The organism is Specibacter sp. BI4, from assembly GCF_056680095.1.
This window is the reverse complement of record NZ_CM155265.1, coordinates 2057698-2079184: the sequence shown is the minus strand read 5'-3', so window position 1 is coordinate 2079184 and position 21487 is coordinate 2057698. Positions and strand designations below refer to the sequence as shown.

Below are 21487 nucleotides of genomic sequence, written 5' to 3'. Positions count from 1 at the left end.
GCTGCTGCTTCCGAGGCTGCTGCCAACCAGGGTGCCGGCCGGCGCCGTGTCCTGGTGACAGGCACGAGCGGTTTGCTCGGACGGGCCGTGGCCCAGTTGCTTCATGACCGCGGCTTTTTGGTGCGAACGTTGCAGCGCCGCGCGGTTGAGGCCCCGTGGGAATCGCTGCAGGGATCCGTTGTTGATCCTGATGTGGCGGCCCGCGCGGTGGCTGGCGTGGACGCCGTCGTGCATTTGGCTGCGAAGGTCTCCTTCACCGGTGACTGGAGTGAGTTTGTTTCCACGAACATCGTTGGCACCCGCCAGCTGATTTCAGCGTCCCGGCACGAAGGTGTGCGCGACTTTGTGTTTGTGTCCTCACCGTCCGTGGCCCATTTTGGTTCCTCCATTGTGGGCGCCGCCGCGGGCACTGCCAATGCGGACCTGGCCCGCGGACACTACGCCCGGTCCAAGGCCGCTGCCGAAGAAATTGCCCTGGCCGAGGACTCCCCCGCATTTCGTGTCACCGCCATCCGCCCGCACGTTGTTTGGGGCCCCGGCGACACCCAGTTGGTCGAGCGCGTGGTGGAGCGTGCCCGGGCCGGCCGGCTGCCGCTGCTTGATGGCGGCCGCGCGCTCATCGACACCACGTACGTGGACAATGCGGCCGAGGCGATCGTGCGCGGCCTGGAACGGATGGACTACGCCCATGGACAGGCATTGGTCGTCACCAATGGCGAGCCGCGTCCTGTTGGCGAACTGATTGCCGGCATCTGCTCCGCCGCAGGTGTGCGTTCGCCCGGCTACTCGGTGCCGGGCTGGCTTGCCCGCGGCGCCGGGTCAGTCATTGAGAAGGCCTGGACGGCGGCCGGATCCCGCGGCTGGGTGCACGACGAACCGCCCATGACCCGGTTCCTGGCCGAACAGCTCTCCACCGCCCACTGGTTTGACCAGCGGCACACGCAGGCCGTGCTCGACTGGGTACCCGCGGTTACCTTGGATAAGGGCCTGGAGCTCTTGGCGGAGTATTACCGCGCCCAAGCGTAGCCGGTGCCTCAACGCCGGTCTGACCCGTTGTTCATCACCGGCCAGAAGGCGGACTGTGCGTGATCTTCTCCAGCGCTGTGACAGCTTCCGCGCGCGCATTGCTGGGCAATGACACATGAGTGCACCCCGTGACTCCAACCTGGGCTGATGAGAGAATTGACGTGTGCTTCACTCATCCGAGCTTAAGGCTGCAGCCGCGACCACACGAACAAACGAACGGGACAGTCCGAGGCACTGATAGCGTTGCAACCATGACGACGCATAAAATCACCCTGGGTGCCATCAATCTGGAGGCCCGGAACCCGGCCAAGCTTGCAGAATTTTGGGCGTCCGTGACTGGTGCTTCTCCCTCACCCGGTGGAGACAGTGTTTACCTGCCGCCGGCAGGTCCCGAGGGCTTCGCCATGTTCTTCCAGCCCATGACCGAGCCCCGCCCCGAACGCCAAACGTTCCACGTAGACCTGACCGTCCCGTGGGGTGCACGACAGGCCGAGGTCGACCGACTCCTCGACCTCGGGGCCACCCATCAATGGGACGTCCTGGACGAGGTCCCTCACGTACAGTGGACCACCCTGGCCGACCTGGAAGGCAACTTGTTTTGCGTGGCCGAACATCCGCCTGCAAACGAGCAGACTGTCTGACCGCTACCGTCGATCATTTGGCGCAGGATCTGCTTAGCCCAACGTCCTGGCCATGGAGGAAACCTTTACCGAACCATCGCACAAATTGCTGCGTGTGGCCGGTTGCCGGGATCCTGGCGCGTTTCGACGTCGAGCACTTCGAACCCGGCGTCACGCAGTAGTGTGCTCATCTGATCGACGGACCAGTAGTAAGCCGTGGTCACCGCATGGTCGAACGGTTCTGCGGGTTCGCCATCGAAAAAGCCGACGAGCAGGTGCCCTTGAGGTGAAAGAACGCGCGCAAGCTCGGAGAGAGCTGACGGTAGTTCGGCTGGTGTCAGGTGAATCAGTGAATACCAGGCGAGCACGCCATCCAGGCTTCCATCGGATTCGTCGAGGGCGCGGAGCGACGAGACCTGGAATGGTACATCGGGGAAGCGGAGACTGGCGCTCTCAATGAATTCGGGCACGAGGTCGATGCCTTGGATGTCGGCACCCCGTTTGTGAAGAAAGTCCGTCCAATGTCCCGGTCCGCATCCGGCGTCGATGATGCGGCCGGCAATCTGCTCAGACCACTGTTCCATGCGGTTCCGATCAAGCTCATGCATGTCCTCGATTGCCCCAAGCATGGCTGTGTATTCGGATGCTCGCGAGGTGTAGGCCTGTTGAACTTGGGAGTCAGTCATGCACGTAAGTCTATGGACTCGCCAGCCGGTCTGTCAGGGGCGCAAGCACAACCACGATTTTCCCGGCTGGGATTCTTCGTTAATCCACTGATCGCCCGTTCCCGCATACCCCGCCCGCAAATAGCTGACGGAACCAGACAGCGTGGGCGTCGCATGATCAGCGCGTTTCGTCGGGCCAGGCAGCCCGTCCTTGAACGCCTGCAACGGATCATAGCTGCCCGGCCGAATCGACCGGCCCAAATAGCAAGCAAGGCGCCTGATACTGGGTGCTGCTAGATTCGCTGTATGCGACTTCTCGACGGCGCCCTGGCCCTTGATGGCTGCGTCCTCCGCTATCACGACCACGATATCTCCGGCGGGAGTGCACCGTCAGTTCTCTTTCTCCACGGCGCCGGCGCCGATCACGTGATGTTCGATTCCCAGGCAGAAGCACTGTCGGAGGCAGGATTTCGCACCGTGCTCGTGGACCTTCGAGGTCATGGTGCGTCTCGGCCAAACACGTCGACCATGGGCGCTGATCTCCTCATCGAGGACGTGGAAGCACTCATCGCCCATCTGGGTTTAACCCGGCCCGGACTGATTGGGCACTCTCTCGGCGGAAATTTGGCGCAACGCCTGGTCCGGCGCGACCCCGGAAAATACTCCGCACTGGCCGTGCTCGACTCAACGTGGAACACCGGGCCGCTGACACGGCTCGAGCAACTCGGCTTGAACATTGCCAGTCCTGTCCTGCGCCTCATCCCCCGCCGCAGGCTGGCGCAGCTCATGGCAGTCGCTTCGGCCACAACGGACTGGGCGCGGAAAGATCTTGTGCGCGCTTTTTCCCAGCAGAGCAAGCCTGAATTTCTGGCCGTCTGGCAGGCAACAACACAGTTCATCACGCCCGATCAGTGCTACCGCACGCCGATCCCACTGTTGCTGCTTCGCGGAGGGCTGGATCGTACGGGAAACATCGCCACAGCGATGCCCCGGTGGGCGGCAGTGGAGAAGGTTGACGAAGTGGTCATCCCGCATGCAGGGCACGTCGTCACGCAGGATGCCCCGGCCGCCGTGTCTGCTGCTTTATGCGACTTTATGCTGGCGCACGTCAGAGCCAGTTGACCAGTGAAGAGCCGTGCACAGGCGAAGCGTGCCGGTGCCTGCACGCCGAGGCTACATTCGGGCGTTGCGCGGCTTCGGCTGGCAGACCGGACAACTGTAGGAAGAACGGTTCATGAAAGTGTCGCGGCGGATTCTGGTTGACAGGCCCAGCCCGGCACAGCGGTAGCAGGGTTCACCTTCGCGTCCGTATGCGTTCAGGGAGCGGGCGAAGTATCCTGACGCGCCGTTGACGTTGACGTACAGGGAGTCAAAGCTGGTCCCGCCGGCCTCCAACGCCCTGGCCATGACGTCACGAGCCGCATGGATGATGCGTTCGGTGTCTGGGCGCCGCAGCGTGTCGGTGGGGCGGGCATAGTGCATCCTTGCTGCCCACAGTGCCTCGTCGGCGTAGATGTTGCCGATGCCGGAGACAAAACCTTGATCCAGTAGCGCCCGTTTCAGGCCGGTTTTTCGGGCCCGGAGCTTTTGATGCAGCGCCTCGATGTTGAAAAACTGGTCCAGCGGGTCCCTGCCAATGTGTGCGGCCTCTGCAGGTATCAGCGGCCAGCCTGAGCCCATGCCTCCGGCCATCCCGTCCGCAGTTGGCACCAAAGATGTGACGAACAGTCCGCCAAAGATGCGCTGGTCAACGAAGCGCAGTTCCTCCGGTGCGTCGTCCCGCGGAGAAAAGGTGAGCCGGACCTTGAGGTGCTTCTCGTGGGGCTGCCCGGGCGACTCCACCAGCAGTTGTCCGCTCATGCCAAGATGCGCCACCAGGGCTGTGTGCGGGGCGGACGACGACGACGGCTCGTCGGACAATGGCAGCCACAGGAATTTGCCGCGGCGCACAACATCCAGGACCGTGGTGCCGATCAAGTTGCCGCGGAAGTCCTCGACGCCCAGTCCGTGGCGTCGGATGGAGCGGGGATCGGGGACGGAGACCCCGGTGATGCGGCGTCCGGCGATCCACTGGTCAAGTCCGCGGCGAACAACTTCAACCTCGGGAAGCTCAGGCATTATTTGCCGGCGGGAGCCGAACCGGCGGCGGATGAAGCGGATGAATCCAAAGCATCCTCAGCGTCAGGCTGGCCAAACTTCTTCTGCAGCTCAATCCACCCCTCGGCTGCGGCGGTGCGCTCGGCTTCCTTCTTGGAGGGGCCGGCGCCGGTGCCGTAATGCTGGCCGCCGATGATCAGGCGGGCTGTGAAGGAACGGTCGTGGTCGGGGCCGACGCCGGTGATGTCATAGGTGATGGCGCCGAGGTGCTTGGCGGCGGAAATTTCCTGGATATTGGTTTTCCAGTCGGTGCCGGCACCGAGAACGGCGGCGTCGGCCAGCAGCGGTCCCACGAGGCGCATGACGAGCTGGCGGGCAATTTCGATCCCGTGCGTGAGGTAGGTTGCGCCGATGAGGGCTTCCATGGTGTCGGCCAGGATGGAGGACTTATTGCGGCCCTTGGTGAGGCGTTCGCCCTGGCCCAGGTAGATGAATTCACCGACGCCCAGTGAGCGGCCAATGGAGGCGAGGGCGCGGGTGGAGACGACGGCGGAGCGGCGCTTGGCCAGATCGCCCTCGGGCAACAACGGGTTGTCGCGGTACAGGGCGTCGGTGACGGAGAAGCCCAGGATGGAGTCGCCAAGGAACTCGAGGCGCTCGTTGGTGGGCAGCCCGCCGTTTTCATAGGCGTAAGACCTGTGTGTCAGGGCAAGACGAAGCGTCCCGGCATCAATATCGACACCGAGACGCTTCAACAGCAGTTTGTGTCCGTCCGTGAGTTCCGGTGATGGAAGATCTGCGGACATGACGCTCCTGCTAAGTATTAATAAATCGAACGACCGGATGGCCGCACGGACGTCTTAGACGTCGGCAACCTTGCGGCCCTTGTATTCAAGGAACAGGGCGGTGCCGGCTGAGTCGGTGACGACCCGGGCCTGGTGCGGGAGGCTGTAAACAACCTCTCCGTTTTCGATGGTCTTCACCAGAGCAGGCGCGGTGGCCTTCCACTGGGAACGGCGTGCGCGCGTATTGGCACGGGACATCTTCCGCTTCGGAACAGCCACGGCAAACTCTTTTCTCTCGATAACTCACAGGCATGTGCCCACAAGTAAAAACTTATTTGCTAGTTTTCTTCGCCGGTTAAGCCCTGTAGGGCAGCCCACCGAGAATCCAGGATCTCGTGATGGTGCCCCGGCTCTTCCACAAGGTGTATTCCGCATTCGGAACACAGACCCTCGCAGTCTTCCCGGCACACCGGCTGGAACGGCAGGGCGGTTACCACTGCGTCCCGCAACACCGGTTCAAGATCGATAGAATCGTGCTCGACCCAACGTTGCTGATCTTCTTCCTGTTCAAGGAATTCCGCGGACGGCTCCTCGTAGAAGAAAAGTTCTTGCACATCGACTTCAAGGTCATCCTCGAACGTCTCCAAGCAGCGGGAACACTCACCTGTCACATCGACAAGTACGTTTCCCGACACCAGAATTCCTTCATGGACGGCCTCAAAACGGAGTTCCAGATCCAAAATGGATCCAGGCGTCGCGCCAATGAGCGGAGTGCCAAAATCTTCCGGCACAGGTATACGTTCTTCGAACTTCCACATGCTGCCAGGGCTGCGCCCAAGCTCCCTCACACTGACGTTGAGGGGCGTGCCATGGTTGGACTTATTGCCCAACGTGGTTTCGCTAATGAGAACTCCTGAAAAAACATATGACCGACGCACCATCCTAGCCCGAAAGCTGCCGGGCATCAAAATGAGCGGTACCAGACCAAATTGGCCTTGTTCAGTCTACGACAGACACCGCCCTCACGGCGAACCCATTTCCCTGCGCGGCGCGTGATGTAACTCTCAACCGCTCTTTATCCCTGCCCGGGGCGCCGTGGCGGGGCTTCCCGGTTGACGGATGGCTGGGATGCACGACGCCGGGCAGCCGGCTTGCGCTGCTCGGTCCATCACGCGTTTGGGACAAGTACTCGTCGGTGGCCGCGCTGTAGCCTGGCCGGGTCCAGGTGGGGCTGCAAGTACATCGGTGCTTTCTGGCCGCGAGCGGTATTTTTGGCCAACACCACTGCACACGAAGGCAGGGCGAGGTGTTCTCGCGTGTAGATCACCGACGATGGAATTAACGTACCTGTCTCAAAGGGCAGTGTCCTGTCCCATCGGACAGAGTTTTTACTGGGGCGAGGTTGCAAGGCCGGTTGTGTGACAGGTTTGTTGAAGCCCTGCAGACGCACGAGGCTACTAACGAAAAGAGTGTGTCGTTTGAGACCACAAGATAAAAACCGTTTCTCGCTGCTTATTGCGACAGGCTTTATTGCGGGCAGCCTGGTCCTGGCGACGGGCGGGATCGCTCAAGCCACCGAAACGCCAAATGAAAATTTGAGCTCTACCGGCGTCAGCCTCGCTCAAAGTTCCTTGTCGGTCGCCGCGCTCGAAGGAAACAAGGTCGTCACGAGCAACGGAGATAAAGCTTCAAGCATCACGTTGCCAGGCGAGTCCGTGACGCCGAAACAGGTTGACGTCAGCAACGTTCCCGCCGATCTATTCTCGGGCAAGGGTTCCCCCGTCGCGAGTACAGTCTTGGCTGAGGCATCAGTTACGAGTTTCAAAACTGAAACCGGTACACAGACTCTTATCAGCATCGACTCTGCCTCCGCCTCAGCGGATTACCGCTTCTCACTATCGCTACCCGACGAAGTCACTGCCAGTCTGGAAACGGATGGATCGGTTTCTGTTCGGGACCCAGCGGGTGTTGTAGCCGGAAAATACCTCGAACCATGGGCAGTGGATGCCAACGGTGACAAAGTCGAGACGTCTTTTGCTCTGCAGGGCAATACATTGGTTCAAACTGTGGAATTTGACTCCACCACAGCCTTCCCCATCATCGCCGACCCTGAATGGTGGCAAACGGCCACATCAGCGGCTGCCGGAACTGCGGCAGGAGTCGCAATCGTAGCGGGAATTCCTGGGGTTGGGGCTACGGTGGGAACTATTGCCGGAGGGTGCGTAACCGGTGCGATGAACGCCATGTGGGACGGCGCCAGCTTCTGGGGAGGATTCCGAGCCTGCCTCGTCGGAGCAGCCATTGGCTTCATTGCCGGGGCGGCAGGGAGCATCGTCAAAAATGTACTCGCCCGCTACGGGGTGGGAGTCTAGAGAGATGGCCATCCTCGAGTTCCTTGGAATTACTAAGCAGCCCACCGAATTACGCCGCCGCGTCACTGGCATTGATATCGGCATTATCATCATCGTGGTGGGGTGCGTGTCCCTTTTTAGCGGGTCCTGGATTGTATCGACAGCAATCATCGGGGTTGGGGCGGTCGTCTTCATTGTCGGCGCTGTGAGGGCCAGAAGGCGTACGGAGGACGATCCAGCTTAGGCGCAAGGTTCGCCTGCGCTCCCTCCCGCAACCGCGGCGGGGTCGCAGACACATCGACGTGGCCTGGGTGTAGCCGTCAGCAAGAGTAAGTATCCCGGGTTGGTCGATGTTCCGTGCGTCCGGCATTGGGAGGGCGCTCTGCGGGACGTGTTTGCTCTCGGGCCTACGGTTGTGTAGCCAGCCGTGTAACGACGCGGGTGAGAGCGCCTGCGCGAGTATCGGGTGTGTAGGCCTTCAGCAGCGGCAGGATGAGGAGATATCGGTCAGAGCGGCTAAGGCGATCGAAAGCGGCAGACGCCAGGGGGCTCCTTGCCAGCGCCGCCGTCAGCTCTGCGGGCACATTGGCGGTGCGTTGCGCTGCGTATGCGGCTTCCCACCGTCCGTCGACCCTGGCTTCATCGATCTCCTTAAATCCGGGCGGACGCATGCGCCCTGCCTTGATGAGTGATTCGGCCCTGTCCACGTTGATCTTCGACCACGGGGCCCTTGGCCTGCGGGCGAATATCGTTGGAGAAATGACACCTCGTCGCAGGTCTTGCGTTGACTGTCGATCCACCCGAAGCAAAGCGCCAATTCGCCCGCTTCGGCAATCGTGACGAGAGGGACGCTCGAATGTCGCTTGCCGATACGCAACCATGCATCGGCCTGCTTGTCGTGCTGGACTGTCAGCCAGAACTCCCAGTCGGATGCTTCTGAGAATTCAAGTAGGTCCATGGTCAGGCCCCGATCGATGACGCGAGCACCTCAAGATAGTGGGGACTGGTCATGACACCCAGCACGTTGCCGAACGGATCAATCACTGAGGCCGTAATGAAGCCGTCACCTCGTGCCGTTATGGGTTCGTATTCAGTGGCCCCCATCGACAGAAGCCGCTCCACGGTGGCGTCGAGATCGTCGACGTGCCAGTGCATGACGGCACCACCGGGTTCGAACACCCGATCAGTTGTGGCAGAAACAGGGCTGTACCGGCTGTCGATGATGCCAAGCTCGTGCTGGTAGTCGCCTATGCGGAACTCGGCGTATGCGAGTTTCCCCTCCGGGCCGGACCGCTCGAAATAAGGGTCAAAGCCCATGAACTGGGCATACCAGTCAGCGGCCGCCGCAACATCCTCGGCCCAGAAGTTGATTGTGCTAAATCCCCGCAAGCTCATGATTTATCCCTCGTCATAGGTTTGTAGCTTCTTGATATCAGCGTATTCTCCATTGCGGAACCTACGGTTCCTCAATAGCTGAAAGACTTCAGAACATGTTGGACACATCGGTTCGCTTACTTCGCCTGCTCTCGCTCCTGCAAATACGGCGCGACTGGTCCGGCGTTGACCTCGCCAGCAGGCTGGAGGTCACGACCAGGACCGTACGCAACGACATTGAACGGCTGCGCATCCTTGGCTACGAGGTGCATTCCAGCACCGGAATCACCGGAGGGTATCGTCTCGCTCCCGGTTCGACGCTGCCACCGCTGCTCCTTGACGACGACGAAGCGGTCGCCGTAGCGGTCGGACTCGCCGCAGCAGCTTCCGGTTCGGTGACCGGAATCGAAGAAACTTCCCTGCGCGCGATGGCCAAGCTTGAACAAACTCTTCCTACACGGCTGCGGAACCGGGTGGACGCGCTCCGGCTGGCTACCGTCTCAGCAACCGGCCGTGGGCCAACGGTTGATGCGGCGATACTCACGCTCATCGCCAGAGCCTGCCGCGACCACCAGCAATTGGGCTTTGACTACCTGAGCCGCGACGGCGCAGCGAGCAAACGACGTGTTGAGCCTCATCGACTCGTCTACACCGGCCGCCGCTGGTACCTCCTCGCATGGGACCGTGACCGTGAAGACTGGCGAACCTTCCGAGCCGACCGCATTAGCGAGCCCTCGCCAACCGGACCGTGGTTCACCCCGCGTGAGCCACCCGAGGATGCCGCCAACCATGTCCTGCGCGGGGTCGGCTCACGGGCATGGAAGCATCAGGCCCGCGTCCAGCTTCACGATTCCGTTGACGCCATCGCTGACACTCTTCCGCCGGAAGCCGGACTATTGCACCCAATCGACGAACACAACTGCCTTCTGGAAACAGGCAGCGACTCCCTGCACTATCTCGTTCGCTACATCACGAGCCTCAACGTCCCATTCACAGTGCTTGATCCACCAGAACTTCGGACCATCTTGCGTGAACTCGCCGACCGCTACACCAACGCAGCCACCGAACCGACACCGTAGCGACAAATATGATTCCTGGCGGGAACCCAGCATGTGATGACCAAGGTCTACGGTCGATTCACAAGTAGCCCGCAATGGGAAGCTTCAGGGGGAACTCTTGACGCGGCCGAAAGGCGGATTCGTCGGTGGGCAGTCAGTGTTCGTAGACGTTGCCGCGATGACCGAGTGTGATCACTGCGACGACGAGGATGTTGTCGTCAACCGCGTAGATGACGCGGTAGTCCCCTATGCGTACTCTGAGGCCGGCCCGCCCTTGGAGGGCTTTGGCACCAGGCGGTCGTGGGTCCTCGCCGAGGAGCGCGATCGCTCCACGAATGCGGTCGCGATCCTGATGATCAATTCGTTTCAACGCGCGAACTGCGGCAGGTCGCAACTCGACTTGGTAGGTCATACCCAGCCCAGATCAACCTTCACCTGAGCCCAAGGGATATTGGGGCCCTCTTCTGCCATCGCCTCGTCGAATGCGGCGACATCTTCGGCCTCTTCCAGAGCTTCCAGCATCCGCTCGTAGTGCTCAGGACTGACAACCACGGCGGCGCGCTGGCCGCGGCGCTCGATGAACACCGCTTCGGTCTTCGCGCGATCGATGACGTCTGAAAAGTGGTTGCGTGCGTCTGCGACGCTGACAATGGACATAGTCACATTGTACATCCCATATCTCGAAATGTACATGAAACAGATTCATTGACAGAAAGGCCATGCGGATCTCCTTACCTACTGACGGAACCTCTTACGGAATGGGTTTGGCCTGCCTGAGACTCCGGCGCAGGCGTTGACGTTTGTGTTGTCAGGATCGGAGATCTTGAACTTCAACGGAGAGAACCGGGGCAAGATCCCGGCTTAGAGTTTCGAGCTCGGATTTCGATATCTTGACTCCTTGTGCGATGGATTGGTCGGGTAGGAAGTGCACCGTTGTTCCGGTCGTCCCGTCGTCCGGAATCGATGTCAGGTCCGTCACGGGAACGCCGTGTTCGTACCGTTGGGTCCATGAACCGTGAGTGCGCCGATTGGTGTGGACCAGCCAGGTGCTCAACGCCGCAACTACGGACATGCCCCGGCGCGCATGCCCGTCTGGGAGCATCGGCGCGTCAGCGGAGTCGAAGAATCTGAGATCCTTCGTGGCCATAACCAGCTTTCTGATGGTTCGTCCGTGAGCATCCGTCCGGGTGTCAGTTCCCCGCCCGTTGTCAGCGACGGAAATCGAACCGTCAGGATGCAACGTAACAAGTGCGGAGCCGCCGCCCTGGTCCGAGGCTTCGTCCGCTGGATAGGCAAGAACCTCAAGCAGCAGGTGCAAAGCACGCATTCGTGAATCGGCAGGCGGGTTGGATCGAATGAGCTCAAGGTGGTCGACATCGACCTCCATTGCCCAGTCGTGAGTGGTGTTCAGCCAGATTCCTGATTCTTTGGACATGGCAAGATCCTGACACACAATTGGCATCGAAGCGCCGATTAATGGATTCCAGCAGACCCGTTTATCGAACCTCTTGCGGGATTTCTGAGGCAGACCGAAAGTCAAACACTGAGCGGATGGTCATGTAGTCGCGTGGGCCGCAAAGAACAACGGCTAGCTACGAGGCGTTGACGGCAGCTACGATTTCCGATGCCGCCTGTGCAGGAGTGAGCGCGCTGGTATCGATGATGTGTGCTTCACCTCCCAGCCACCCCTGGAATGCTTCGGCGTAGGGGGTGAGGTAGCTGAATCGAAAGGCAGAGGGGCCCATCACGGAGTCATCCTGGATTCGCCGCCTGAGGGTGTGCTCATCGGCGTGAAGCACGAAATGGCGCACCGGGATTCCGTAGGCGGCCAAGCCGTGGCTGATCTCCCGCCAGTATGACTCAACCAGAACTGTCATCGGCATGACAAGGGTTCCCCCGGTGTAGTTGAGGATGCGGTGAGCCGTCTCGACGACAAGCGACCGCCACGGTGGCCAGTTCTGGAAGTTGTCCGTTTCGGGGAGCCCTGGGCTGACATCCATCAAGGTCTCGCCGACCTTCTCGGCGTCGAGCACACGAGAATCAGGGATCAGTTGCTGAACGAGGCCAGCTGTGGTCGTCTTGCCGACGCCATGAGTTCCGTTGAGCCAAACGATCATCGACTCATACTAGCGAACTGACCACACTCGCCCGCAGAGGGAGCCCTTTTCGGGCGTCTTGAACAGACGGGAATTCTAATGCTCGCCCATGACTGATGTGATGTCTTTCTCGAGTTTGAGTACCGGATGCCATGCCGAATGAGGGCCGAAGTCAACTGCTCCACAGTCGCGGTACCCGAGCTTTTCATAGTAATTACGCAGATTCTCATTTTTAGCGACGCAGTCGAGCCGGACAACAGAGCAGCCCTTAGCGTGGACCATTCCTTCCGCCCATTTCAAGATCTTCTGGCCAAATTTTTGGCCGGACAGTGAACGATCAACCATGAGGCCGTGGATGTATGCTGCAGCCGGATTGCGGTCAGGCCAGATAAACTCGTCGGAATCTGTCAGGCGTATGGCAGCCAGGATCTTATTCCCCTCTGCGCTGATCCACCATTCCGAGAGATCTATTTGCCCTGTAACTTGGACGATCGAGAGTTCCCCTGGTGACCATTGCTGAATAGCTTGTTTCTGTTGCCAGCGGGCTAGAGTCGCGCAGTGCAACGATGCTACTGGCTGATGAGCGAGTTGCACGATGCAGCGAAGGAAGCGTATCCATGAAACGAAGTATGGCATGAGACCAACAAGCAGAGTGACGTCGGAAGACGGGTCCACGCCCTGCCCGGCCACGCCCGCAATATCCCGGGAGGATAAGTAGGGTGCTTCCGCGGTCGCCGGATTTCCGTCCACACCGCCCATCGTCTGCCTCCGACAAGTGCTGGTGCGATCCTCGCCAATACCTGACAAATCTAGAGATATGGTCGTCGCAGCTGGAACAGACTGCCGCCATCTTCATCAACGGAAAACAGCCAGTAGGAAAGTGACACGGGACTGAGAATGTGAGTTATCGAGGGTAGAAGCTCGTCGCAGGGCAGGGCGCTCCACTTGTGACATCCACCGCGGGATCCCACACTTGGCATGACTTCAGCGTAAAAATTCAGGGGGCCAGAAATTGGTGAACTCATACGCATTACTCGACTCCACTTGTGCGCATGAGTGAGGAGAATTGCGAGGCGAGCGGCGAGCCACGGTCCAGTGCCACCCGGGGCCATGAAGACAATGCCGGAAGCAGCTACCGCCTCGGCGGAACCACTGTCACGGGCCTGGTGTCGAGGCCGACGTCGCCCTGGAGACGGCGCAGCACGGCGCGCGGGACATAGTCGGACACATCTCCGCCCAGGGTGTGGACTTCCTTGATCAGCGTCGAAGACAAATGCAGGTAGCGGCTGTCTCCGGGCAGGAACACTGTCTCCACGCCGGAAAGTTGGCGGTTCATGGTGGCCATGGGCAGCTCGTAGTCAAAGTCCGACGAGGAGCGCAGCCCCTTCACAATGGCGGAGACCCCGCGGGAGTGGCAGTACTCGGACAGCAGCCCCTCCCCCATCGGCTCCACGATAATCCCCGACAGCGCAGAGAAGGTGTTCTTGGCCATCTCGAGCCGTTCATTGAGCGTAAACCGGTACTTTTTGGCGTAGTTGGTGGAGATGGCCACGATGACCTCGTCAAAAAGTCCGGAGGCTCGCGCGATCACTTCAATGTGACCCTTGTGAATGGGGTCAAAGGATCCGGGGCACACTGCACGTCGCATACAGACGAATCTAGCCGACTTCCGCTCACAGGCGCCATTGTTTCGGTCCATGTCCCGCAGCTTCCTCGACTACTGCCCAACGGCAGCATCCTCGACCGGCTGGCCGGGCGCCCCGACATGCGCGGCACCCCCTTCGCTATGGCTGCGACTGCGCGGCCGGTAACGTATTGAAGGCAGGCAACGGCCGGACCCACCGGCAGCAACAGCAGCAACGAACCATTGGAGGAGCACCCATGAGCACGCCCTGGCACCGCACGGCGCAAGGCGCCAATTTGTTGGGCCCGGACGGCTCACTTGGCGTGACCATCTTTGAAGAGATCACCACCCTTGCCAACAGGCACAAGGCCATCAACCTTGGCCAGGGCTTCCCCGATGAAGACGGCCCCGCCGAACTCAGCCGCCTCGCCCAGGAAGCCATCGCGAACGGCAACAACCAGTACGCGCCCGGCAAGGGCATTTTGGATCTGCGCCGCGCGGTTGCCGAACACCAGGACCGCTTTTACGGCATCACCCTTGACCCTGAAACTGAAGTCATCATCAGCACCGGCGCCACGGAGGCCATCGCGTCAGCAGTCCTGGCCCTGACCGGTCCCGGCGACGAGGTCCTCACCTTTGAGCCCTTCTACGACTCCTACGGCGCCATGATCGGGCTCAGCGGCGCCACGCACACGACCGCCGCCCTGCTCGCCCCGGACTTCATGCCCGACCTGGCCACGCTTGAAAACAGTTTCAGCCCGCGCACCAAGATGGTCATCCTCAACAACCCGCACAACCCCACGGGCGCCATGTTCCCGGAGGCCGTGCTCGCCGAAGTTGTGCGCCTTGCCATCAAGTACGACGCCGTCATCCTCACCGATGAGGTGTATGAGCACCTGACGTTTGGTCCCCGGCACATACCCGTGGCGACATTGCCGGGTGCCGCCGGACGCACGCTCACCATCTCCTCAGCCGGCAAGACCTTCTCCTTCACGGGGTGGAAGATCGGCTGGCTGTCCGGCCCCGCGGAACTTGTCGCCGCGGCGCGCACGGTCAAGCAATTCCTGAGCTATTCCTCCGGCACACCGTTTCAAAGCGCCATCGCCGCTGGCCTGCGCATGGAGGATTCCTTCTTCACCGGTGTGGCGGCCACGCTGCAGCGCAAGCGCGACATCCTCAGCGAGGGCCTGCGGGCGGCGGGTCTGGACGTCCTGCCCTCCCAGGGCACCTACTTCGTGAACGCGGACACCTCGACGCTGGGCATCACCGACGCCACAGCCCTGGCCCGCAGGCTGCCGGAACTGATCGGAGTGGCAGCCATCCCCGTCCCGGTTTTTTGCCATCCCGAAGGCGCCTACCGCACCCGCTCACTGCTGCGCTTTGCCTTCTGCAAGAAGGAAGAACTGCTGGAACAGGCAGCCGGCCGCCTCGCCACCTTGAAGGACAGGCTCTAGTGGCGAACACCAGCCGCTTCCTGCGCACCAGCGGCGTCCATGCCGTGATCGAGCCCGACCCGTGGCATGCCAACGCCTTTGTGCTGAGCATTGACAACGCCGAACAGTCGCACGTAAATCTGGCCGAGCCGCACGAGGTTTTCTACGAGTACCTGCGCCGGATCGCCAACGCCATCGACCTGGTCAAGCCGGCCGGCGAACTCGTCACGGCGCTGCACCTGGGTGCCGGCGCCTTGACCCTGGCCCGTTACATCCAGGCCACGCGGCCCGGATCGCGCCAGCATGCGGTGGAATTGGAACGCGAGCTGCTGGACTTTGTCCTTGACCAGCTGCCCCTGCCAGCCGGGACAGACCTGACAACGCATGTGGGCGACGCCCGCGAAGAGCTGGCCGACCTGCCCGCGGACCTGAAGTTCGACGTCGTCATTCTGGACATCTTCAGCGGTCCCGATGCGCCGGCCCACCTTGCCTGCAAGGAGTTTTACCAGGAGGCTGCTGCGTTGCTCACCCCGGAGGGGATCCTGGCGGTCAACGTCGGCGACGAACCCGGCTTTACACTGGTGACGAGCCAAACCAAGGCTCTCCAGGAGGCCATGACCAGTGTGGCGGCGTATGGCACAACCATGCTGTTCAGCCGACGCTACCCCGGGAACATCATCCTGTTGGGCAAGAACAGCTCCTGGCCCGACGGCTGGTCGCAGTCGCTGGTCGCGGCAGGCCCGCACCCGGGGACCGTCATGACCGGCGTCGAGCTGGACGAGCTGACCGGATAGCCCCCACTACAAACGCTCCATCACATCCGGGGCGTTTTCGGCGGACCCTCTCGCAGCAATGGTGCGAATCCAGGGAACCCTCTCGCAGCAATGGGGCCAATCCAGGGAACGCGGGCATAGGCGAACCGTCTATTGTACGGAGCCCTCATAGCTCCACCCGTGGCGTTTACTCAGCCGCGGGTTCGGCGAACCAGAGCCTTGTCTCGCCGTACTTCTTCTCGGCGAAGCGGTCCAGGGACGTCGGCCAGCTTGGTTCTGGCGTCCGGGCCGAGCGTTCCACGACGACCACGGCAAAGGCGCTTAACCGTGGGCCCAGCAGCCCGAGCACCAGCGACAGTTCTGTTTCCGTCAACGGGTAGGGCGGATCCATGAAGACCAGGTCCCACTGGTCCACGCCGGCGTCGGCCGTCCGTTCCAAGAACGATTCGACCTTGGAGCGCTGGACGGTCACAGTCTTGCCGCCAATCACCTTGTTGACGAGTTCGGCGTTGCGCTGGCACACCCCGGCAGCCTTGTCGTTGAACTCAACCAGTTCAACCGACTTGGCGCCGCGGCTGGCACTTTCAACCCCCAGTGAGCCCGAGCCCGCGTACAGGTCAAGGACCCGCGTCCCGGCGAGCATGTTCATGGATTCGAGCCGGGAAAACAATGCTTCCTTGACCCTGTCGGTCGTGGGGCGGGTGCCATCCCCCGGCACGGAGACCAGCGGACTTCCGCCGGCCACGCCGGCAACGATCCGACTCATGCGCGGGCTCCCATAGTCCTAGCCACGTTCAAGGAATGCCTCATTCTTCTCGTTCAGGTACATGTCGATTTCCAGCTTCAGTGCCGGATGAAATTCCAGCCCGGGGTCCTTGTCCACAATCTCGGTGGCATCCTTGCGGGCCCGTTCAATCAATTCCTCGTCCCGCAGCACGCTGAGCAGGCGCAGTCCGCTGTTTCCGCCCGATTGTTTGGCACCCAGGATGTCGCCTTCGCGGCGCATTTCCAAATCCTGTTTCGCCAGCACAAATCCATCGTTCGTTGCGGCCACGGCGTCGAGGCGCTTGCGGCTTGGGTGGTCCTTCTCCAGGTTGGTCACCAGCAGGCACGTGCCGTCCAGCCCGCCGCGCCCCACCCGGCCGCGCAGCTGGTGCAGCTGCGACATGCCAAACCTGTCGGCGTCCAGAATCACCATGAGCGTGGCATTGTGCACGTCAACACCCACCTCAATCACCGTGGTGGCAACGAGCACGTCTATCTCGCCTCGCGCAAACGCCGCCATGGTGCCTTGTTTGTCTGCTGAATCCATGCGCCCGTGCAGGACCTCGATGCGCAAACCGGCCAGCGCCGGGACCTCACGCAAATACAGTACGACGTCGAGTACCCCGGCCATGGGGCGGGAGTCACCCTCTGTGGGCGGAACGTCCTCGGCGTCGGGGGCGTCGCCGATCTTGGGACACACCACGTAAACCTGGTGGCCCTTGTCGATCTCTTCCCGCGTGCGGGCCCACACCCGCGGCTCCCAGCCGGGATGCTCCGCAAGGGGCGAGACATGGGTAACTATGGGCGCCCGGCCGGCGGGCAGTTCGGTCAGCTCGGAGACCTCAAGGTCGCCAAACACCGTCATGGCCACCGTGCGCGGGATGGGTGTGGCCGTCATGACCAGCACGTGCGGGGGCTGGAGCGCTTTCGCCCGGAGAGCGTCACGCTGCTCGACGCCGAAGCGGTGCTGCTCATCCACCACGATCAAGCCGAGATCGGCGAACTGCACGTTGTCGGAGAGCAGGGCGTGGGTGCCAATCACGATGCCGGCTTCCCCGGAGGCAGCCGCGAGCAGGGCCTTCTTCTTGGCGGCGGCAGGCATGGAACCGGTCAGCAGCGTCACCTGTGTGGCGTGCGGGCCGCCGAGCAGCGAGCCGGCACCGAGGGAACCCAGCAATGCCGAAATCGAGTGCAGGTGCTGGGCGGCGAGAACTTCGGTGGGGGCCAGGAACGCGGCCTGCCCTCCGGCGTCGACCACTTGCAGCATGGCACGCAGGGCAATGACAGTCTTTCCAGAACCGACCTCCCCCTGCAGCAGCCGGTGCATGGGATGCCCGGCAGCAACCTCCGAAGCAATGAGCTGGCCAATGTCACGCTGGCCGCCCGTCAGTGTGTAAGGCAGCTGCCCGTCGAAGGCGTCCAGCAGGGCGCCCTCGACAAGGGCACGGCTGGTCGCGTTCTGGCTCGCGGCCTCGAAGCGCTTTTGCGCCAGCGTGGTCTGCAGCGCCAGGGCCTCCTGAAAGCGGAACCGTGTGCGGGCCCGGGGCCAGGCGTCCATGCTCGAAGGCATGTGGACCTCCCGGTACGCGTCGGCCAGCGGCATGAGTCTTTCCCGTGCGGCGATGTGCTTCGGCACGGGGTCCGGGACCTTTTCCAGGTCCAACACGGGCAGCAGCGACTCGATGACCTTTTGGGATTTCCAGCTCGGGAATTTTGCCGTGGCCGGGTACACCGGCACCGGTCTGCCGGCGTGAAACTCCACCTCGTGGTCGGCCAGTTCGTCATCCGGCAGAAGGACATACCCGGGGTTGGTCAGCACCTTGTTGTAGTTGTAGTACGAGACTTTTCCGGAGAACATGGCAAGGACGCCCGGTTGGAGTTCCTTTTTTGCCGTGTAGCCGTTGAAAAAACTGATCACCAGCTCCGACGGCCGCCCCGAGTTGTCGGTAATGATGACATCCGTGATGGTTCCCTTGCGGGTCTGCATGTACCGGGTCTTTGAATCAACAACGCGGGCAACGATGGTGACGTCTTCATCAACCACCAGCTGATCAAGGTCGGTCAGGTCCCCGCGGGCAATATAGCGGCGCGGAAAATAGTGGAGCATCTCCCCCACCTTGTCGATGTCCAGGCCCTTGGCAACCTGTTTGGCTGTGGGCACACCCACCAGCCGGGACAGCTCAAGAGCCAGATCCGAATAAGGCACGACCGGGCTTGAGCCGCCGGGGCTAGAGGAAGTCATGGACATCTTCTGGGGCATTGGCCGTTAACGTCGAGATGCTCACATTGCTTGGATCACCCACAGCCGTGATGGCGTCAAGCGCCACGCTGGCCGAGGGAACGTGGACATGCAACCGCCACGGGTAGGCGCCCATGGCGTCGGCTTCCTCCGAGACGGCGCTCATGATGACGGAGTCGCCGAGATCGCCCAATTGCATGCGCAGCCCGGCGGCGGCCAGCGGCGACAAGACGATGGTGCACATGACTTCAACACCTTCCTGCTCGGGCATTGACAGGGCAATATTGGGGTCCTGGACCTTGTAGCCCGACAATCCGTCGAGCAGGTCCTCCTGCAGGGGTTCCCCGAGTATTACCGAGCGCAGGCAGTCGAGGATCAGCAGCAGGCCAACGCCGCCGGCGTCAACGACGCGGGCGTCCCGGAGCACGCCCAGCTGGGATTCGGTGAGCACAACCGCGTCGCGGGCGGCCGACACGGCCCCGTCAATTGTTTCCGCCAGTACCTGGTTGGATTCGTCTCCGTTCAAGGTGGATTCAACTGAGGTCGCACCGTTGGCCGCGGCCTCCAAGACAGACAGGAGCGTGCCGGGCATTGGTTCGCTCAATGCGCTCCAGGCACGCAACTGGGCCCGGTGCAGCGCGCCCGCGAGCAGGGGCCCGCTCAGGCGCTGGGCGCCGGCGAGCGGTTCGGCCATGGCGGCGAGTGCGACGGCCAAGAGTGTGCCTGAGTTTCCCCTGGCCTGTTCCATGGCCGCCCGCCCGGCAACTGCCATGGTGACACCCACGTCCGAGGGTTCCAGATCGGCCAGGGCCTGTGCCGCCGCCCGGACAGTCATGTACAGGTTGGTGCCGGTGTCAGCGTCGGCCACCGGGTAAATGTTTATCGCGTTGAGGCGGTCACTGTGGTTGGCCAAAGTTTGTTCCGCCATGGCCAACCAACGGCGAACTACGGGCGCCGTTGCGGTGATCTTAGACTGCAAAATGGTCCCATCCGAGAGCGCCGGAATCGGCGCTTTTAAAATTCTGTCCGTCAATGGTTACCGCCGGTCCGGCCGCGTCCAAGGACAATACCGAGCCTATCCTAATGAAGCCTTCGGGGAGAGTCACGCCCGCCGGGAATGTGGATAACAGTCCGTGGTCTTCCCCTCCCGTGAGCACCCAATTCAGCGGATCCGCACCAAGCACGACGGCGCATTCCTCCAGTCCGCGGGCCAGCCCCCGCAACACTGCACCGTCCAAATCCAGCCTGGCGCCGCTGGCCTTGGCGATCCTGGTGGCGTCCCGCAGCAGACCGTCGGAGATGTCCATCATCGAGGTGGCGCCCGAACGCGCCGCAAGCGGCCCGGCCGCCAAAGGAGGCTCCGGACGGTCAAACAGATTCGCCGCCGCTGCCAGTGCGGGAGTGTGCCCTGACGGGAGAATTGAACTCTCGTGCAGTGCCCAGCCGGCGGCGGAGAAGCCCACATTGCCGCACAGCGCGATCTGGTCCCCCACACCGGCGCCGCTGCGGAGCACCGCTTCCCGGCCCTCGAGGGAACCCGTGACTGCCACCGTCACCACAAGTTCGCTGCCGCCGGAGAGGTCTCCCCCGGCGACGGAACACTGGGGCGCACCAAGTGCAACGATCGCCGCGCTCAAACCGTCGGCGAACTGCTCAACCCAGCTGACCGGCGTCGTCCCCGGCAGGGTGAGGCTGACTACCATCGAGGTGGCAACGGCACCCATGGCGTTGATGTCGCTGAGGTTTTGCGCGGCGGCCTTCCAGCCGACGTCGAAACCGGTGGAGGAACTGCCGTTGGGCCAGCGCAGGCGGAAATCCTTGTCCTGGACCTGGGTGTCGATGGAGATGACGGTGCGCCCGTCCGGGACGGCGATGATGGCGGCGTCGTCGCCCGGGCCCAGCAGCATGGAGGTGCCCGCGTGTAGGCGCGGGAAGATCCGGGCCAGGAGCTCGGACTCGGAGAGTTGGGCGACGGTGAGGATCATGGTTTAACCGTAGCTGGTGGGTGTGACATTGCGGTGCCGGCGTCGGCCCCGGTGCTACTGTCCGGGAATGACCAGTTCAACGCGCCGCTACACAATGAACCACGACTGGGTGTGGGGACCTGACAACCCGCGGCTGGAGAAAGCGGCGAGGCTCTGCGTGCAGATCCACGGTGCCAGCCCTGCACCACTCGGGGAACTCCTGCAACGGTGGCTGGACACCCTCACCCGGGATGCCGGCGGCGGCTGGTTCAGGGGCGGCTGGGCGGTCGACGTCGTCTCCCACCAGGGCGGGTCCGCCGAGCTTGGCCTCAGTTCAGGCGGGCAGGACGTCGCCGACTCCTTTCATGCACAGGTGCTTGAACCACTCGAGCTGGATCCCCTGATGCCCGGCACCGTCACGTGGACCGAACTGCCGCTGCGCTGAGGCAAGACCCGCTGACCCAACACGTGCCGCGGGTCCCCTGCGCACACCGTCCATGCGGGTGAGGCGGGGGCCGTTGTGGTCATTCGCCCGGGGTGAGGCGCACTTCGAACCCACTGTGCACGTCATCACGGCACTGCGGGGGCTGCTGTGGTCATTCGCCCATGGCCGGCCG

At 62.1% G+C, this 21487-nt stretch carries 25 protein-coding genes; 8 read left to right on the top strand and 17 right to left on the bottom strand.

Going from position 1 to position 21487, the window contains the following annotated elements; all coding sequences use genetic code 11:
• Positions 1-51 precede the first annotated feature (51 nt).
• Positions 52-1026 carry an NAD-dependent epimerase/dehydratase family protein gene (locus AC1L6K_RS09545; RefSeq protein ID WP_480952726.1) on the top strand — a complete coding sequence of 325 codons (975 nt, stop codon included), beginning with the start codon at positions 52-54 and terminating at the stop codon, positions 1024-1026.
• 251 nt (positions 1027-1277) lie between these two features.
• Positions 1278-1667 carry a VOC family protein gene (locus AC1L6K_RS09540; RefSeq protein ID WP_480952452.1) on the top strand — a complete coding sequence of 130 codons (390 nt, stop codon included), beginning with the start codon at positions 1278-1280 and terminating at the stop codon, positions 1665-1667.
• 65 nt (positions 1668-1732) lie between these two features.
• Here AC1L6K_RS09540 and AC1L6K_RS09535 read toward each other — a convergent pair whose 3' ends face one another.
• Positions 1733-2332, bottom strand: a complete 600-nt coding sequence (locus AC1L6K_RS09535; RefSeq protein WP_480952451.1) for a class I SAM-dependent methyltransferase — start codon at positions 2330-2332, stop codon at positions 1733-1735.
• Between the two features lie 285 nt (positions 2333-2617).
• Here AC1L6K_RS09535 and AC1L6K_RS09530 point away from each other — a divergent pair, with 285 nt between their 5' ends.
• Entirely contained in the window at positions 2618-3433 is an 816-nt protein-coding gene (locus tag AC1L6K_RS09530; RefSeq protein WP_480952450.1) for an alpha/beta fold hydrolase, read from the top strand.
• Positions 3434-3484: 51 nt separating this feature from the next.
• Here AC1L6K_RS09530 and mutM read toward each other — a convergent pair whose 3' ends face one another.
• The 4 genes from mutM to AC1L6K_RS09510 are packed head-to-tail and all read right to left on the bottom strand — an operon-like array spanning position 3485 to position 6011.
• The gene (mutM, locus tag AC1L6K_RS09525; RefSeq protein WP_480952449.1) at positions 3485-4429 is read right to left on the bottom strand and encodes a bifunctional DNA-formamidopyrimidine glycosylase/DNA-(apurinic or apyrimidinic site) lyase; all 945 of its coding nucleotides are present in this window, start codon (positions 4427-4429) and stop codon (positions 3485-3487) included.
• A complete protein-coding gene (rnc, locus tag AC1L6K_RS09520) occupies positions 4429-5214 on the bottom strand; it encodes a ribonuclease III (RefSeq protein WP_480952448.1) in 786 nt (261 codons plus the stop codon). The genes mutM and rnc overlap by 1 nt, the downstream gene beginning before the upstream one ends.
• Before the next feature lie 54 nt (positions 5215-5268).
• A complete protein-coding gene (gene rpmF, locus AC1L6K_RS09515) occupies positions 5269-5472 on the bottom strand; it encodes a 50S ribosomal protein L32 (protein WP_062007003.1) in 204 nt (67 codons plus the stop codon).
• 59 nt (positions 5473-5531) lie between these two features.
• The gene (locus AC1L6K_RS09510; RefSeq protein ID WP_444531956.1) at positions 5532-6011 is read right to left on the bottom strand and encodes a YceD family protein; all 480 of its coding nucleotides are present in this window, start codon (positions 6009-6011) and stop codon (positions 5532-5534) included.
• Between the two features lie 660 nt (positions 6012-6671).
• Between AC1L6K_RS09510 and AC1L6K_RS09505 the strand changes: the two genes are divergently transcribed.
• The gene (locus AC1L6K_RS09505; protein ID WP_480952447.1) at positions 6672-7565 is read left to right on the top strand and encodes a hypothetical protein; all 894 of its coding nucleotides are present in this window, start codon (positions 6672-6674) and stop codon (positions 7563-7565) included.
• A 386-nt stretch (positions 7566-7951) separates the two neighbouring features.
• On the opposite strand, the gene AC1L6K_RS09500 is transcribed toward AC1L6K_RS09505, so the two are convergent.
• Entirely contained in the window at positions 7952-8215 is a 264-nt protein-coding gene (locus AC1L6K_RS09500) for a YdeI/OmpD-associated family protein (protein ID WP_480952446.1), read from the bottom strand.
• 289 nt (positions 8216-8504) lie between these two features.
• A complete protein-coding gene (locus tag AC1L6K_RS09495; RefSeq protein ID WP_480952445.1) occupies positions 8505-8939 on the bottom strand; it encodes a VOC family protein in 435 nt (144 codons plus the stop codon).
• 95 nt (positions 8940-9034) lie between these two features.
• On the opposite strand from AC1L6K_RS09495, the gene AC1L6K_RS09490 reads away from it, so the two are divergent.
• Positions 9035-9997 (top strand): helix-turn-helix transcriptional regulator, encoded by a 963-nt coding sequence (locus tag AC1L6K_RS09490; RefSeq protein ID WP_480952444.1) that lies wholly within the window; start codon positions 9035-9037, stop codon positions 9995-9997.
• A gap of 133 nt (positions 9998-10130) precedes the next feature.
• Here the strand turns inward: AC1L6K_RS09490 and AC1L6K_RS09485 are convergent, their stop codons facing one another.
• The 6 genes from AC1L6K_RS09485 to coaD form a co-directional block, all read right to left on the bottom strand.
• A complete protein-coding gene (locus AC1L6K_RS09485; RefSeq protein WP_480952443.1) occupies positions 10131-10388 on the bottom strand; it encodes a type II toxin-antitoxin system RelE family toxin in 258 nt (85 codons plus the stop codon).
• Positions 10385-10633, bottom strand: a complete 249-nt coding sequence (locus AC1L6K_RS09480; protein ID WP_480952442.1) for a type II toxin-antitoxin system Phd/YefM family antitoxin — start codon at positions 10631-10633, stop codon at positions 10385-10387. Before AC1L6K_RS09480 ends, AC1L6K_RS09485 begins: the two co-directional genes overlap by 4 nt.
• Before the next feature lie 151 nt (positions 10634-10784).
• The gene (locus AC1L6K_RS09475; protein WP_480952441.1) at positions 10785-11411 is read right to left on the bottom strand and encodes an ATP-binding protein; all 627 of its coding nucleotides are present in this window, start codon (positions 11409-11411) and stop codon (positions 10785-10787) included.
• Positions 11412-11568: 157 nt separating this feature from the next.
• On the bottom strand, positions 11569-12093 hold the full coding sequence (locus tag AC1L6K_RS09470; RefSeq protein ID WP_480952440.1) for an AAA family ATPase: 525 nt from the start codon (positions 12091-12093) through the stop codon (positions 11569-11571).
• A gap of 75 nt (positions 12094-12168) precedes the next feature.
• Entirely contained in the window at positions 12169-12831 is a 663-nt protein-coding gene (locus AC1L6K_RS09465) for a GNAT family N-acetyltransferase (RefSeq protein ID WP_480952439.1), read from the bottom strand.
• A 373-nt stretch (positions 12832-13204) separates the two neighbouring features.
• Positions 13205-13720, bottom strand: a complete 516-nt coding sequence (coaD, locus tag AC1L6K_RS09460; RefSeq protein WP_480952438.1) for a pantetheine-phosphate adenylyltransferase — start codon at positions 13718-13720, stop codon at positions 13205-13207.
• 233 nt (positions 13721-13953) lie between these two features.
• Here coaD and AC1L6K_RS09455 point away from each other — a divergent pair, with 233 nt between their 5' ends.
• Positions 13954-15150, top strand: a complete 1197-nt coding sequence (locus tag AC1L6K_RS09455) for an aminotransferase class I/II-fold pyridoxal phosphate-dependent enzyme (RefSeq protein ID WP_480952437.1) — start codon at positions 13954-13956, stop codon at positions 15148-15150.
• The gene (locus tag AC1L6K_RS09450; protein ID WP_480952436.1) at positions 15150-15923 is read left to right on the top strand and encodes a spermidine synthase; all 774 of its coding nucleotides are present in this window, start codon (positions 15150-15152) and stop codon (positions 15921-15923) included. The genes AC1L6K_RS09455 and AC1L6K_RS09450 overlap by 1 nt, the downstream gene beginning before the upstream one ends.
• Before the next feature lie 166 nt (positions 15924-16089).
• Here the strand turns inward: AC1L6K_RS09450 and rsmD are convergent, their stop codons facing one another.
• Genes rsmD through thiL form a run of 4 tightly spaced genes read right to left on the bottom strand, consistent with a single transcriptional unit; the run spans position 16090 to position 20891 of the window.
• Positions 16090-16668: a 16S rRNA (guanine(966)-N(2))-methyltransferase RsmD gene (rsmD, locus tag AC1L6K_RS09445; RefSeq protein ID WP_480952435.1), complete on the bottom strand. Its 579-nt coding sequence runs from the start codon at positions 16666-16668 to the stop codon at positions 16090-16092.
• A gap of 18 nt (positions 16669-16686) precedes the next feature.
• A complete protein-coding gene (locus tag AC1L6K_RS09440; protein ID WP_480952434.1) occupies positions 16687-18909 on the bottom strand; it encodes an ATP-dependent DNA helicase RecG in 2223 nt (740 codons plus the stop codon).
• Positions 18896-19834 carry a DAK2 domain-containing protein gene (locus AC1L6K_RS09435; RefSeq protein WP_480952433.1) on the bottom strand — a complete coding sequence of 313 codons (939 nt, stop codon included), beginning with the start codon at positions 19832-19834 and terminating at the stop codon, positions 18896-18898. The genes AC1L6K_RS09440 and AC1L6K_RS09435 overlap by 14 nt, the downstream gene beginning before the upstream one ends.
• 40 nt (positions 19835-19874) lie before the next feature.
• Positions 19875-20891 carry a thiamine-phosphate kinase gene (gene thiL / locus AC1L6K_RS09430; RefSeq protein WP_480952432.1) on the bottom strand — a complete coding sequence of 339 codons (1017 nt, stop codon included), beginning with the start codon at positions 20889-20891 and terminating at the stop codon, positions 19875-19877.
• 67 nt (positions 20892-20958) lie between these two features.
• Here thiL and AC1L6K_RS09425 point away from each other — a divergent pair, with 67 nt between their 5' ends.
• Entirely contained in the window at positions 20959-21315 is a 357-nt protein-coding gene (locus AC1L6K_RS09425) for a hypothetical protein (protein ID WP_480952431.1), read from the top strand.
• Positions 21316-21487 lie beyond the last annotated feature (172 nt).